The organism is Duncaniella sp. B8, from assembly GCF_005304985.1.
Taxonomy (GTDB): Bacteria; Bacteroidota; Bacteroidia; order Bacteroidales; family Muribaculaceae; genus Duncaniella; species Duncaniella muris.
Genome location: NZ_CP040121.1, coordinates 1079956 through 1094771, shown reverse-complemented (window position 1 = coordinate 1094771; position 14816 = coordinate 1079956). Strand labels below are relative to the sequence as shown.

General features: G+C 51.9%; 8 protein-coding genes. 3 read left to right on the top strand and 5 right to left on the bottom strand.

The features are described from left to right. Positions 1-10: 10 nt before the first annotated feature. The 5 genes from FDZ78_RS04925 to FDZ78_RS04905 all read right to left on the bottom strand — a co-directional run bounded on the left by FDZ78_RS04925 (position 11) and on the right by FDZ78_RS04905 (position 6573). The gene (locus FDZ78_RS04925; protein ID WP_136408132.1) at positions 11-1501 is read right to left on the bottom strand and encodes a tagaturonate reductase; all 1491 of its coding nucleotides are present in this window, start codon (positions 1499-1501) and stop codon (positions 11-13) included. A gap of 124 nt (positions 1502-1625) precedes the next feature. Beyond that, positions 1626-2588, bottom strand: a complete 963-nt coding sequence (locus FDZ78_RS04920; protein ID WP_123398835.1) for a pectinesterase family protein — start codon at positions 2586-2588, stop codon at positions 1626-1628. A 69-nt stretch (positions 2589-2657) separates the two neighbouring features. Then, entirely contained in the window at positions 2658-4349 is a 1692-nt protein-coding gene (locus FDZ78_RS04915) for a glycoside hydrolase 43 family protein (protein WP_123398836.1), read from the bottom strand. Positions 4350-4664: 315 nt separating this feature from the next. Further along, on the bottom strand, positions 4665-4982 hold the full coding sequence (locus FDZ78_RS04910) for a hypothetical protein (protein WP_124075718.1): 318 nt from the start codon (positions 4980-4982) through the stop codon (positions 4665-4667). 361 nt (positions 4983-5343) lie between these two features. Then, on the bottom strand, positions 5344-6573 hold the full coding sequence (locus FDZ78_RS04905; RefSeq protein WP_240740348.1) for an ISAs1 family transposase: 1230 nt from the start codon (positions 6571-6573) through the stop codon (positions 5344-5346). Positions 6574-7046: 473 nt separating this feature from the next. Between FDZ78_RS04905 and FDZ78_RS04900 the strand changes: the two genes are divergently transcribed. From FDZ78_RS04900 to FDZ78_RS04890, 3 genes are read left to right on the top strand one after another with little or no spacing between them, the layout of a single operon-like run. Continuing rightward, on the top strand, positions 7047-10388 hold the full coding sequence (locus FDZ78_RS04900; protein WP_136408131.1) for a TonB-dependent receptor: 3342 nt from the start codon (positions 7047-7049) through the stop codon (positions 10386-10388). Between the two features lie 33 nt (positions 10389-10421). Next, entirely contained in the window at positions 10422-12503 is a 2082-nt protein-coding gene (locus FDZ78_RS04895; protein WP_107032127.1) for a RagB/SusD family nutrient uptake outer membrane protein, read from the top strand. A 21-nt stretch (positions 12504-12524) separates the two neighbouring features. Next, complete coding sequence (locus FDZ78_RS04890) at positions 12525-14813, top strand: fibronectin type III domain-containing protein (protein WP_136408130.1); 2289 nt, start codon at positions 12525-12527, stop codon at positions 14811-14813. Positions 14814-14816 lie beyond the last annotated feature (3 nt).

Sequence of the window (14816 nt, the reverse complement as noted above, 5' to 3'; positions counted from 1 at the left end):
CGGGGGGATGTTATGCTTCAACAACTTCCTTAACTGTTTCGAGCATGCCCTTCGATGCGATCGAGTCGAGATACTCGGTGACGAGGTCGGTGAGACCGGGGATCTGGTTGAGATCGCCGTGTTCTTCGCCCCAGATGAGATCTTTGGCTGCGAGGACTCCTTCGGCAACCTTGCGGGTGTCGCCGCTTGACCAGAGTCCGGTGAGGAGATCCATGATCTTCTGATCGTCGTTGGGCACGATTTCTGTGCCGTCCTCACGCTTGCCGCCCTTGTAGTAGGTTATGAGGGCTGCGAGACCGAGCACGAGGCCTTTGGGGAGTTCGCCCTTGCGTTCGAGATAGGTCTTGAGGCCAGGAAGGTCGCGGGTCTGGTATTTGGGGAAGGAGTTGAGCATGATTGATGTCACCTGGTGGTCAACATAGGGGTTGTTGAAGCGTTCGAGGACATCTGCACCGAACTTCTGGAGCTCTTCCATCGGGAGGTTGAGGGTCTGCATGAGTTCGTCGAACTGTACTTTGTGAATGTACTTGCCGATGACGGGGTGGTTGCAGGCGTCGCGGACAATGTTGACTCCGCTGAGGAAGGCTACGGGCGAGAGCACGGTGTGTGGGCCGTTGAGCAGGGTCACCTTGCGTTCGTGGTAGGGTGCCTCAGAGTCGGTGATGAGCACCTGGAGACCGGCTTTTTCAGCGGGGAATTCGGCGCGGAGCTGTTCGAGGCTCATGTTTGAGGCGCGTTCGATCACCCAGAGGTGGAAGGCTTCGCCCTGGACCACGATGTTGTCCTTGTAGCCGAGTTTTTCCTGGATCTGGTTGATTTCCTTGCGGGGGAAGCCGGGGACGATGCGGTCAACGAGTGTGGCGCATACGTAGCAGTGGTTTTCGAACCATGCGCGGAATGCCTCGTAGTCAGAGCCGAGATCTTCTTTCCAGAGGTCGATGTATTTGAAGATGATCTCTTTCAGATGGTGGCCGTTTTCGAAGATAAGCTCGCAGGGCATGATGATGAAGCCTTTGTCAGCTGCTCCGTTGAAGGTTTTGAATCGGCGGTAGAGGAGCTGTGTGAGCTTGCTGGGATAAGATGCGGCGGGGCGGTCGTTGAGCTTGCATTCGGGATCGAAGGCGATGCCGGCTTCGGTGGTGTTGGAGATGACGAAGCGCATTTCGGGCTGGTCGGCCAGCGCGAGGAAGGCGTCGAACTGGGTGAAGGGGCTGAGACCGCGGCTGATCACGTCGACACGGGTGAAGGAGTTGATCACTTCGCCGTCGAGACGGCCCTGGAGGTTTACATGGTAGAGGCAGTCCTGACCCTGGAGAAGCTGCATCACGAATGCGTCGGGGGTACCCTGTACGACTACAACCGATGAGTTGAAATCGGTCTTGTCGTTCATATTCTTGATGATCCAGTCAACGAAGGCGCGGAGGAAGTTGCCTTCGCCGAATTGGATGATTCTTTCGGGTGCAACCGCTTTGGGTGCGGTGAGTTTGTTTAAAGCTTTCATGATTTTAGTGATATTGTTGATTGTTTTTTAATTTCTGCTATTGTCAGAGGTATAAAGCGGAGAGGTGTCGCGGGTTTGGAGGTTGTTTAAAAGCAATGGTTTACGCTTGGTTTTAAACAACCTTTTATTCGGCGGGATTCCATCCGGTGGTGACGGCGAAGACCTTGGCGATGTCGAGACAGTCTGCGGCTTCGGTGTCAGAGACTTTCATGGCCCAGCTGACACGGCCTTTCTGGGAGGCGCCGGCTCCGCGCGAGCCGTATTCGCCGTAGCGGGCTGTGCGTTCGTTGTCGGTGTTGTTCCAGTTGTGCCATCCGGCGGGACGGATGTGTGAACCCATCTCGCAGTTGATGAATACGGTGTGGGCATAGGGGCGCCAGGGGCGTCCGAGATACACTTTGGTAACTTCAGGCAGTGCGCGCAGGGTGCAGGAGTCGAAGATGTAGCCGTATTTTACGTCTTCCGGAGTCGATGCGGCGGTGATGTATGAATCGCGTTTGGAGAGGATGTCGCATTTTCTGAAATAGGCTGTGGCCGGGCCGAAGATGAAGTCGGTGGTGCCTTCGATGTAGCAGCTGTCAAAGTAGAGGCGGCTGTTTTTGCCTCCGGTGAAGATTGTGTCCTGGTTTCCGAGGAAACGGCAGTTGATGAAGCGCAGGCGGTCACCTTCGGTGTGGAGCGCTACGGCCTGGCCGAGCTGTGGGGCGTTGTTCTCGATGGTGAGGTTGCGGAAGGTGGCGTCACAGGCTTCTACCTTTACGGTGTAGGTGCGGAAGGTGCCCATGTTGTCGATGTTGGCGTGATGGTCGAAGGTTATAATGGTCGAGTCGGCGTTCTGGCCTTCGAATGTCACGTTTTTGAGCCATGAGGGAATGACGACCTTTTCTTTGTAGACTCCGTTGGCTATGTGGACTGTGACGTTGTAGTCCATATAGGCACGGATGCCGTCAAGAGCTTCGGTGACGGTGGTGTAGTCGGCTGATCCGTCGGGGTTGACGTAGATGTCGTGTTTCCATTCGGCGGCTGATGCCTTGAGCCCTGTCAGGGCGCAGACCATCAGAAGCAGGGAGGCAAGACGATATTTCATTTCTAAGGTATGATTATATTGTGTGGACTGAGGCGAGAAGAGAGGAGTGGGGCATGAGGGTGGAGTTCGTTATTTAGTGATGCGGAACCAGTCGATGTCAAGCCAGCCGCTGTCGTTGCTGACCCAGTCGCGGGTGCAGAAGAGGCCGAGCTTGGCGCCGATCCAGTGGCCTTCGCGCACGTTGAAGGGGCGGCCGAACTTGGTGAACTTCTTGCCGTCGAGGCTGTAATAGAATGTGGCTTCGGTCTTGTAGTCTGATTTCTGCATGGGTTTCTTGGGGCCTACCATGCGGATCTGGACGCGGAGATAGATTTCTTTTTCGGGGTCGATCTTGACAGAGGCTACTTCAGTTTCGTCGGCACCCTTGCTTGCTTTGACGCAGTCAGCCTCGGTGAGATAGACTCCGTCTTCGCGGCTCACGAGCGAGAGGGCTGCGAAGTCATAGCCGGTGACGATGAGGCCGGCGCGTTCGCCTGCCATGATTTTGCCGTTTTTCTTGCGGGGGAAGAATTTTACTTTGGCTGTGGCTGTGAAGTTCTGGGCCGGGAATTTCTGAAGCAGGAGGTTGGAGGCGTCATAGAGAGTCTTTGCGCCTTCGTTGTGCTGGGAGAAGAGGCGGAGTGTTGAGGCGTTGGCATCGGTGTAGTACCAGAGTGCGTTGGGGTTGCCTTTCCACTGCCACTGCTTGCCGAGTTCGATGGAGTCGAATTCGTCGCTCTCGGCCGGGTTGACGGCGGCGTAGGTTTTGCCTACGTTGGGTTTGCGGTATTTTCTGACGGGTTCGCCGCGGCCGTCGCCGTCGGGGTCAACACCGATCATCGGCCATCCGTCCTGACGCCATTCCATAGGCTGGAGGTGTACCACTCGGCCGTAGGGGCCTTTGTCCTGGAAGTGGAGGAACCAGTATTCTTTTCCGTCGGGGGTGTCGACCCATCCGCCCTGGTGGGGGCCGTTGATGTCGGTCAAGCCCTGTTCCATTACGTTGCGGGTTTCATAGGGGCCCCAGATGTTTTTCGAGCGAAGCACTTCCTGCCATCCGGTGGCTACGCCTCCGGCGGGGGAGAAGATGTAGTACCAACCGTCGCGCTTGTAGAGTTTTGCGCCTTCGATGGTTTCGTTTTCGAGGTGTCCGTCATAGACCACTTTGTCCTGGCCGATGGCCTGTTTGCCGTCAGGGGTCATCTCGATCATGCCGAGGATGCTCTTGACACCGGCGCGGCTGCCGGCATAGCCGTGGCCTATGTAGGCGCGTCCGTCTTCGTCCCAGATGGGGCAAGGGTCAATGACTCCTTTGGCTTTGTAGACGTGGACGAGCGGTTCCCAGGGGCCTGCGGGGTTTTTGGTCTTGGTCATGAAGATGCCCAGATCGGGATCACCATAATATATATAGAATTCGCCGTTGTGGTAGCGGATGGCGGGAGCCCATACGGCGTTGCCGTGGCTGGGGTCTTTGGCAGACTGAGCGTATTCGGGCATTTCGGTGATTGCGTGGCCTATAAGAGTCCAGTTGACCAGATCTTTTGAGTGGAGAATCGGAAGGCCGGGAATGTCGCAGAAACTTGATGCTGTCATGTAGAAGTCATCGCCGACGCGCACTACGTCAGGGTCGGAATAGTCGGCGTCGATAACCGGGTTTATATACTGTCCGTTGCCGAGATCCGGCGACCAGACTTTAGATACATAGGGCTTTCCATCTGCCCACGCACCGATAGTAGCTGCGGCTGCGAGGCCCAGCAGACTGATTCGTTTGCTTAGATTCATATAGGTCAATAAGGTAAAGATAGTATTGATTTCAGGTATGTGATGCTGCTGATTGCAGCGTATTTAAAGGCCAAAGGTAATAATTTCCACCCGATATTCAACAAACTTTTAAAATAATTAACGTAAGTGGGAGCCGGGAGAGGTGGGGGCTGGGGCTGATTGGGAGGACTGGGAGAGTTGGGTGGATTGGGAGAGTTGGGGTAATTAGGCCAATGAGATCAAACCTCCAGTAGAATCAAAAAAAGCTTCCCGGCCTTTTGAGCGGTCGGGAAGCCTGTCATAAGCGGGAGATCTTTTCAGATCTTGTCGGCGGGGTTAACGCCAGCGCGGGTCGCCGATGTTCTTCTCTGTGAGAATTGAGGGAAGAGTCTTGTAGCGGAGGGCGTTGAAGATGTCAGCGGGAGCTTCGTGGTCGCGATGGTTGGGAACAGATGAGTTATACTGAGTATAAGGAGCATTGGGGCTATTGAAAAGATCTGTTGCCTTCATAACATTGCCATTGTCATCTTTCAGAACTTTGACTTTCAGATCGTCTTTTGTTCCAAGATTGCCATTCTCGAATTTACTTGCGCCAAAAGAATTTTTTCCGATATGAAAGTATATGTCGCTGAAACTCAATCTATCTATCCACATGATGATACAAATGCCGTTGCGCGCCTCCGGCAAGTCCGCGCCCAATCCTTTTACACCTTATATTATATAGAGAGAATCGAGATTCATAAATCATGTTAAACATCGCTCAGACCCTTGCAGACACCCCTAAAAACCACTATCTTTACACTACGAAACACACCTGCATCTATCGCCTGCTTCCACTGTCCCCCTCTTATACGAGACTCCCTGATTTACCACGCATTGGATTATTGAAATCACGGCTCTTTCATTTAACCTAAAATAAATAGCATATCTTCCCTTACCCGGTTCATTGAGAATCGGGTAATTTTTCCATGTCTGTATATCAAAGAGTTATTCTGGTATCAAAATCTTATTTTTTTCACTTTTGACTTAAAAATCGAATCAGTCTGGTAAAGCTCATCGAGATATGTCTGATCAGTTCGGCTATGCCTTTATTCTTATCCGATTGTTTCTTGCGAAGTCCTTTCCATATTGAGAACACCGAGTAAACTATTCTTTGTATGGTATCGAGGTTTCGGGCAGCTCTCGACGACTTGCGTTTTATATTGTCCTGCTGAAGATTGTGATCCAGCCCCCAGTGCATACTTTCTATTGACCAGTGGTTGCGTACGATGGTTCCGGGCTGCGGAGTATCCGTGGGCATACTGCTGACGTACAGGCGTTTTTCTGAGGTGTGTACTCCTGTTGACTTTTTGACTGTGGACGATTCATACTCTATGATGGTCATGTTTCCGCCCCATTTCTTCTTGTCTGCGATAATGTCCAGTCCGTCATATACGCGGTAGGTTCTCGTCTCTATCCTGCCGTGGGCCAGTTCGGGACCTTCGGTGTAAGAATATACCGGTGTGTGTTCAACTAGCCTGTCCTCAATGCCGTATCGCAATGACGGCTGGTTGGCTTTGAGTTCTATCAGAAAGTCTCCGCCTTTCTTTCTGATTTTCTCGACAATATCCTTCTGCATAGACATTGCGTCGGCTGTGACAATCTTTCCTGCGACATCTATTTTATCAAGAAGTATCGGTATGGCCTTTATCTCGTTGCTCTTTTCCTGACAGGCTTCGGTGGCGATTGTTATGCCGGTGCTGAACGAATAGGCAGAGACGATATCCGGGCTTCGCCCGTTTTCCTGAACGGTGCCGCGCTCGGCTTTGCCGTCAATGCAGATTATTTCAATGATGCGGCTGGCGCAAGTAAGTCTTTCAAGGAATATGTCTGCGAACTGCTGCATCCTGTCGGCCATATCCATATCGTTGATGCCGTTCTCCACACGGCAAAGCGTGGCCTCAGATGGTACGCCGTTCCTTAACAGGCCCATTTTGTGTAATTTGTTGAGGTTGTATCTGCCGAACTCCAATATCTCGGCTCGTCCGATGCATCCGGCCATACGTCCGAGTATCATCAGCATGATGATATCGTTGAGGCTGTGACGGAAATTGCCTTTGTCCAATCTACGGAAATCCGGCACGGATGAGGCAAACGCTCGAAGTTCTTCCATGATACTGCGCCTTGTGTCAAATTTATTGTGTACTTTTGCGGTATGATCAGGCGCATAGGCGTCAGTCGAACAGACTTGGTCAAGTGGCTTCATTTTTTTGGCGTAACTCTTTGATTATCACCTATAAAGTTACTAAAAATCTGCCACTTGGCCAAATTTTCATTGCACTTATTTTCTTGAAAATCAGAGGTTAAAGCCTCTCCACCCGTACTGCTCTCGCTATAAAATAACACATTTGTCGAGAATGAGACGAAATCTTAAATGAAAGAGCCGTGTATTGAAATCTTAAAAGCACGCCAATTTTTTGCACTTTCCGATTATTTTCATAATTTTGTGGCTAATTCGGCTCAACCAGCTTGGATCGGCCCAACCTTGTTTTATACCATCAGTTTAATAGTTAACCTGTTATACCAATCATTTGACAAAAATTAGTACTTTCTATATCGAAAAAAACTTGCATGAACGAAATCTTATTTATTATTATTTAACACCAAAACATGAAAGACTTAATCCAAGGTCGTAGTCTCCGGCTGCGGCAATTTTCCTTTGCGACACATTGGAAAACCATGCTTCTCCTGTTGGTGCTCTGCGTAGGCTTCAATGCCAACGCACAGAATATCACCGTATCCGGTACGGTGGTCGACGGCACCGAAGAACCCATGATTGGAGCTACCGTTACGGTGGAAGGCACCAAAAATGCCGTTGCCACTGACATCGACGGTAACTTTACCCTCAAGAATGTTGCCAAGAATGCCACTCTCGTAGTGTCATACATTGGTTATAAGACAGAAAAAGTGGCTGTCAACGGCCAGACCCACATCAACATCACACTTTCGGAAGACTCCGAGGCTCTTGAAGAAGTCGTAGTTATCGGTTATGGCGGCACCCGTGCCCGCCGCGACCTCACCGGTTCTGTAGGCTCGGTTTCAGGCGCCAAACTCGCTGCTGTCCCCGTGACCTCGGCCGCCGTAGCCCTCCAGGGTAAGGTAGCCGGTGTGCAGGTTACCACAGTCGACGGTCAGCCCGGTGCCGACATCAACATCCGTGTGCGTGGTGCGACATCCGTTACCCAGTCAAACGACCCTCTCTACATTGTCGATGGTTTCCAGGTTGACAATATCAACGACATCCCGCCGAGCGACATCCAGAGCATCGACATCCTCAAGGATGCCTCACTGACAGCAATCTACGGTGCCAAGGGTGGTAACGGTGTTGTTATCGTGACCACCAAGTCAGCCCAGGAAGGCAAGACCCAGGTTTCGTTCAACGCCCAGGGTTCTGTCAGCCACATCTCCAAGAAGCTCGACCTTATGAATGCTTATGATTTCGTTGACTACCAGTGGGACTTCGCCACAGGCCGTTCGAAATCGTCAAGCTCTGCAAAACTTTTCCGTTACAACTTCGGTAACATCCGTGACCTTGACCTCTATCGCAGCGCTCCGACCCATGACTGGCAGGATGAAGTGATGGGCAACGATCCCTTCTCATACTCTACCAACGTATCGATCGGCGGCGGTAATGACAAGACTCGCTACAACATCTCTCTTACCCAGTCAGATGACCGCGGTATCATCATGGGTTCAGGTGTTCGCCGTACCAATATCCACACCAAGCTGCAGACCAAGATTCTCCCGAATCTTACCCTCCAGTTCAACCCCAAAGTATCTTATCGCCGCGACGAAGGTGCCGGCGGTGACAACGTGGGCACCGGCGGTATCATCGACGTGCTCCGCTATCGTCCCACCAACGGTATCCGCGAACTTGGTGACATCTTCTGGACTCCCGGCGCAGCCGACCCCGACCAGGAAGCCCTGTTCGAGTACACCAACCCTGTCAACGACATCAAGACCAACGTAAGAAAGAAACACGCTTACACCATCGCCAACCAGGCTGCTCTCGAATACAAGCCCATCAACGGTCTTACTCTCCGCACCGAAGGCAACTTCACCTTCGCATTCAGCGATGACAACCGCTTCTGGGGTCCGCTGACCGATACCGGCAAGAAGAACCAGACCCTTCCCGTGGCTCAGGTAGAAAAGAAGCAGACCAACCAGTACACCTGGACTACAACTGCATCCTATGACTGGAGCATCAAGGAAAAGAACAACTTCTACGCCCTCGTAGGTTTCGAACTCTATCACAAGCAGGCCAAGTCGTCAAATCAGAAAAACCGTTACTTCCCGCGCGAAATCACAGCCGACAAAGCCTGGGACAACATGGGTCTCGGCAAAGCCTGGACTTCGACAACCGAACTCGGTACCGCTGACCGCACCACTTCTTACTTCGGACAGCTCAGCTACAACTACGATCACAAGTATCTCCTTTCGGCTACTTTCCGTGCCGACGGTTCTACAATGTTCGCCCCCGGCCACCAGTGGGGCTACTTCCCCTCAGTTTCCGGTGCATGGGTTATCTCAAGCGAGGAATTCATGAAAGACCTCACCTGGCTCAACGAACTCAAGTTCCGCGTGGCCATCGGTAAGGCCGGTAACAACCGAATCAAAGCCGACATGTGGCGCTATATTTACAGCACCAACTCATCAGGCGGCCCCAACTTCGGCGAATCGACCCTCAACCCCGACGGCGAGATCTACTATGATACATCAAACTACCTCCCCAATCCCGACATCAAGTGGGAGACTACCCTGACCCGCAACTTCGCCTTTGACATCGCTCTGTTCAACAACCGCCTGCGCATCACCCCCGAATATTATTGGAACACCACTTCCGACCTTATCTATGAGGCCGACGTGCTGACCACCCTTGGCTACGGCAAGCAGTATCAGAACATCGGCCAGGTGACCAACCGCGGTTTCGAGCTCTCGATCAGCGGCGACATTCTCCGCGGCAAGGACTATGTGCTCTCTGCCAACTTCAACCTCGGCGCCAATAAGATGAAAGTCGACAAACTCACCGGCGACGAAGATTATCTCGACCTCCGCCACGGCCGCGCCCACACTGATGCCGGCAACAACTACCGTCTTAAAGTCGGCGGCGAAGTAGGTCTCATCTACGGTTACGTCTATGACGGTCTCTATGGCTTCGATGAATTTACCTACAATTCCGCAAAGCAGGCATATGATCCCATTCCCCAGGTGTTTGACGAAAACGGCAAGCTCGTTTCCGGTACAGTGCTAATGGACAACATGTACAACTCAAACGACCAGGGTGCGCAGACCCAGCCCGGCAAGCCCAAGTTCAAAGACCTCAACGGCGACGGCATCATCGACCAGAACGATAAGAAGGTCATCGGTCGCACCACCCCCAAACTCCAGGGCGGTTTCGGTCTGAACGGTCAGTGGAAGAACTTCGACTTCACTGCCAACTTCACCTTCTTCCTTGACTTCGACGTCTACAACGCCACCGCTTACCGTCTCTCTTCTTCAATGAACAACAAGAACAACTTCTACAATGTCCTCAGCAAGTTCAACAAAGACAACCGCTGGACTTACACCGACACTGACTGGCGCTGGGAACACATGCTCGGCAACTCTCAGACCGAATGGGACAACTTCGAAGGTTCCGGCGTTCCTATGGTCAACCCCGACGGATCTGAACGTAAGAAACTCTGGGGCTTCGAGAGATACCAGTATGTCAACGGCAACCGCACCGAGTGGAACCCTGCTGACGTTACCAAGGAATACACAATCTCACGCTTCGTTGAAGACGGCTCGTTCCTCCGCTGCAACGACATCACTGTCGGCTACAGCCTCCCGGCCAACATCATCTCGAAGGCCGGCATGTCGAAGTGTCGTTTCTACGCCTCTGTCACCAACCCCTTCATCATCACCAGCTACTCAGGCTATGATCCCGAAGTTGACGTGCAGAGCGGTCTGACCCCCTCTTACGACATGAACCGCTACCCGCGTTCACGCAGCTACGTATTCGGTCTCAATCTGACCTTCTAATAAAATCATAATACCAATTACGGAATATACACAATGAAATTTCGCAATATATTCATAGCAAGTCTCTCGGCTGTGGCCCTGGCATCATGCTCCGACTTTCTGGAAGTGGATGCTCCCTCAAAGAATGAAATGGGCTACGTCTTCTCTGACAAAACCGAGATGAACAATGCTCTCAACGGCATCTACAAAGCCATGTTGAGCGCCGACACCTATGGCGACAAGATCTACTCAACCTACGTCATGAATACTGACGTAGACTTCAAGACTAACTCAGGCCGCACACTGACTGGCTCCAACTGGAGCCGTTATGACGGCAATCCGATGGGCGGTAACATCGCTTCTACCTGGAAGCAGCAGTATGCCACCATCGAACTCACTAACCTCTTTGTGGAAGGTGCCGAATCTTCAGACCTCTACAAGATCGGTGAAGATGAATATGATGAAGACATCCTCCAGATGATCGGTGAAGCTAAGGTGGCCCGTGCCATCGTTTACCACGACCTTATCTGGATGTTCGGCGATGTGCCCTTCTCTTTCAACTCCACCCGCACCGCTGAAGATAAGATCTATCCCATCAAAGACCGTGCCGAGATTCTCGACGAACTTATCAAAGACCTGAAAGAAATTTCTGAAAACATGAAATTCGCCGATGAACTTCCTGACGGTGTTGAACGCATCTCAAAGGAAATGGCCTGGTCGATGATAGCCCGTATCGCCCAGACTGCCGCAGGCTACACTCTCCGCCCCGACGGCAACACCTACGGCAAGATGGAACGCATGAACGGCACCCGTTACACCGAATATTATGAAATCGCCAAGGAATATGCAGCCAAGGTGATTGATTCGCAGAAACACAAGCTTGCAAAGCCTTTCTATCAGGTGTTCCTCGACGAATGTAACTTCCTTCCCGCTTCAGGTGACGATGTTATCTGGGAGATCCCCTTCGCCAAGACTGCAAACGGCAAGGTTGGCTATTCTCACGGCGTTAAGCTCGATTCTTATCAGAGCGAGACTCCCCACCCCTACGGTGAAGCCAAATCTGATGTTCGCCTCAACGGTGTGTACCGCTACATGTTCAACGAAAACGACGTTCGTCGTGATTATGTCAATCAGCTCACCAAATATGACGCACCCGCTGGAGAAGCCATGTTTGACAACAACTACACTGTTTCAAACGGCAAATGGTCGAAACTTTGGGTGACCGGTGGCCTCGGTAACCAGACCACCGAAAACACCGGTATCAACTTCCCCTTCATGCGTTATACCGATGTTCTCCTTATGTATGCAGAAGCAGTCAACGAGACCGAGCACGGTGTCAGCGGCCCGAACGGAGCCAAGGCTATCGACGCCCTCGCCCAGGTACGTAAGCGCGCATTCCCCAACAATCCGGAACTTGTAGAGCCTTACATCGCAAGCCGCACTTCTGAAGAAGACTTCCGCAAGGCTGTGCTTGACGAACGTAAGTTTGAATTCGCAGGCGAGAACATGCGTTGGCGCGACCTTGTCCGTCACGATCTCCTGTCAGAGACTGTCTACTGGACTTTCTACCGCTACATCGCTCTTGCAGAAGCTTCTGAGTCTACATCTTCTTATCTCTCTGCCGTTGCAGCCTATGACTTTGACGGAAATGACGAAGCATATGAAAATGTGCCCTTCACTATCTACAATGTCCGTGACGTCGACAACATCATGACTGTAGATGGTATCGAGAAGCCCATCTATGAAAAGAGTGTCTTCCCCAACCAGGATGTCAAAGTCTGCCGCATCATCAACCCCTACCGACAGATGTCTTCGTCTGAAGTCAATAACCTCGGCTTGAACAACGTTCGCCAGGACATCATCGAATGGTCGAAAGAAGGTCAGATCCGCAACGAACTCCGCAACTCGCTCCGCGGCTACATCTACATGGTTGTGGAAGGTGGTGACGAAAACGGTGCCGACGGTGTGATCATGATCAACAACAACGGAACATGGAGCATGGACTCTCGTGACCTCGCTACATTCCCCAACCGCACAAACCTTCCGGTTATACGTTACATTCTTCCCATTCCTCAGTCTGTCATCGACCGTTCGCATGGCCGTTACGAAAACAAGTATGGTTACACGAATTCTTAACCTGAATAATTAAACAGAAAAATGAAAAAATTCATATATGCCCTTACACTGTGTATTGCCGCAGGCATGACATCATGTAAGGATGATGATTCGGTATATTCGCCGTCTGATCTTGACCGCATGCCCAGAACGATGTTCCGTAGTGAGAACACTACAAACGTCAAGCCTGAGAATGATGAATATTCATCAAAGCTCATACCGGGCACCCGCAACTCTGTCCAGCTCCACTGGTATGGCATCAGCGGTGCGGCAGGCTATGAGATCCGCTATGCTGAAAACCTCACTACCGGTCTTATTGAAGACTGGAGCGATCCCACAAAAATTGTAGAGTCGTTTATCGTAGGTCCTGAACAGACCTCTTGTGAGATCCACAATCTTAACTACGGTACCAACTATCGTTTCATCATCCGAGTGCTTTCGCCCAAGGGCGAAGGCCACCACTCGGAGTGGTATGGTCTCGGCGGCGGCCGCGAATGGGAAGATTTTTGCGAAATCCCTACCGACAAATCCTATACCCGTCCTGCCATCTGCAGCCAGAAAGACAAGGACTACACTGCTGTGACCGTCCTCTACAAGCTTGCATATGATCCGAGTGACTATGACAGATCAGACCTTCTGGAAACTCTTGAAGACGGCACCCCTAACCCCGACTGCATCACAACCCGCTTCCCGGTTGATGCAAATAACAACTTCGTTGTTTCCTCAATCGTGGTCAAGCCCGCCCCCTTCAACCCCGAAGCTAAGATGCCTGACGGTTTCGTAAACGGTGTGCATGTCCTTACCGATGCTGAAAAAGCTGCAGGCGAAATCCGTCTGACCGGTCTGTCTGAAAACTCAGGCTACTACATCTATCTCCGCAACGATGACAAGATCATCTCTTATGAGAACATGTCAGGCCAGATGGTTACTTCTGATGTTGACGCCAACTTCAACCCGATGTTCGTCCGCACCAAAGGTGATCCCGCAGATCCTATCCTCATCGAACCGATCGTTGACCCCAATGACACCATCCCCGGTGCCGTTGAATACAACGCTACCCGTATCGACACCATCATCACCAACTTCGTTAACTCCAACGAACTTGCTGAAGGCCAGGTGTTCTACCTCCGTGGCGGTCACAACTACTACACTTATGGCAACCCGCTCGTCCAGAAAGGCTTCACCCTCGCAACTCATCCCGATGACCTCGCCGAAGGCAAGCGCGCCGTGGTTTATCTCGGCGGTATCGCTCTCAAGGGCGGCAACCCCGTGACCGGCAACTGGGTGCTCGGCAAGAACAAGGGGGCAGGTGACGTTGACGCTCCTATCGAAATCAGCGATGTTATCTTCGAAGGTATCGATTTCCAGTGTCCGCTCGCCCGCAACTTCGGTGACGGCAGCGCTACCGGCAACTACTTCGCCAACATGTACTCAGGCGGTCTCGCAGTGACCTTCGAGTCATTCCAGCTCAAGAACTGTACATTCCAGGGCTTCACCCGTGGCTTCTTCCGCGTTCAGGGCCCCCGCTACAAGTTCTTCAAGAAGATTCTCGTTGAAGACTGTCTCTTCTACAACCAGGGTTATTACGACAACAACGGTCGTGGCTACTCCTGGTTTGCAGGTGACGGTAAACATGTGAAGTCAAACCTCTACAATGACTTCCAGATGCGTCGTTGCACATTCTACGATTCGCCCCGTCACGCCCTCCTCTCCGACAACAACAAAGACCTCCTCTGGGGCAGCGACATCCATTTCAACATCACGATTGAGAACTGTACCTTCATTAACTTCTCTACCCGTTCTTCGGGCCGTCTGCTTTTCGAGTTCCGCTATATGCCAAATGATTCGAGAATCGCATTCAAGAACAACCTCATTGTTCTTGCAGCCGATCCGAATGACAAGCGTGACCTCAACCAGTCGGCATGTGACTTCCGCAACGTTGCAGGCGAAGGCCGTGTTACCTGGGATATCAGCGGCAACTACTCTCTCGGCAGCCGTGACACCCACATGAAAGATGACGGTATCTTCACTTCTGCGGCATTCTCCGCCAAGAAGAATTCTGTAGGTGACAAGTGGAACTGGACTCCCGGTCTCGTATCAGGAAATGCCAATGATCTCATTGTCAAGACCGGCTCAACACCTCTCCGCGCCGATGAATTCTTCCAGAACCCGAACCCGAAGCACACCACCTTCGACAAGGCCAAACCTCATAAGGAAGACCACGCTGCTCCTGACAATATCTTTGAGGCACTCAAAGTCCGCAGCTCTGATCCCAAGGTGCAGGCTTCAGAAATCTATCAGAACCGCGTCGGCGACCCCCGTTGGTATTAATCC

Bases quoted from the DNA above. Each gene is read 5' to 3' on its own strand.
- FDZ78_RS04925 (WP_136408132.1), bottom strand. From the start codon at position 1,501: ATGAAAGCTTTAAACAAACTCACCGCACCCAAAGCGGTTGCACCCGAA.
- FDZ78_RS04920 (WP_123398835.1), bottom strand. From the start codon at position 2,588: ATGAAATATCGTCTTGCCTCCCTGCTTCTGATGGTCTGCGCCCTGACA.
- FDZ78_RS04915 (WP_123398836.1), bottom strand. From the start codon at position 4,349: ATGAATCTAAGCAAACGAATCAGTCTGCTGGGCCTCGCAGCCGCAGCT.
- FDZ78_RS04910 (WP_124075718.1), bottom strand. From the start codon at position 4,982: ATGTGGATAGATAGATTGAGTTTCAGCGACATATACTTTCATATCGGA.
- FDZ78_RS04905 (WP_240740348.1), bottom strand. From the start codon at position 6,573: ATGAAGCCACTTGACCAAGTCTGTTCGACTGACGCCTATGCGCCTGAT.
- FDZ78_RS04900 (WP_136408131.1), top strand. From the start codon at position 7,047: ATGCTTCTCCTGTTGGTGCTCTGCGTAGGCTTCAATGCCAACGCACAG.
- FDZ78_RS04895 (WP_107032127.1), top strand. From the start codon at position 10,422: ATGAAATTTCGCAATATATTCATAGCAAGTCTCTCGGCTGTGGCCCTG.
- FDZ78_RS04890 (WP_136408130.1), top strand. From the start codon at position 12,525: ATGAAAAAATTCATATATGCCCTTACACTGTGTATTGCCGCAGGCATG.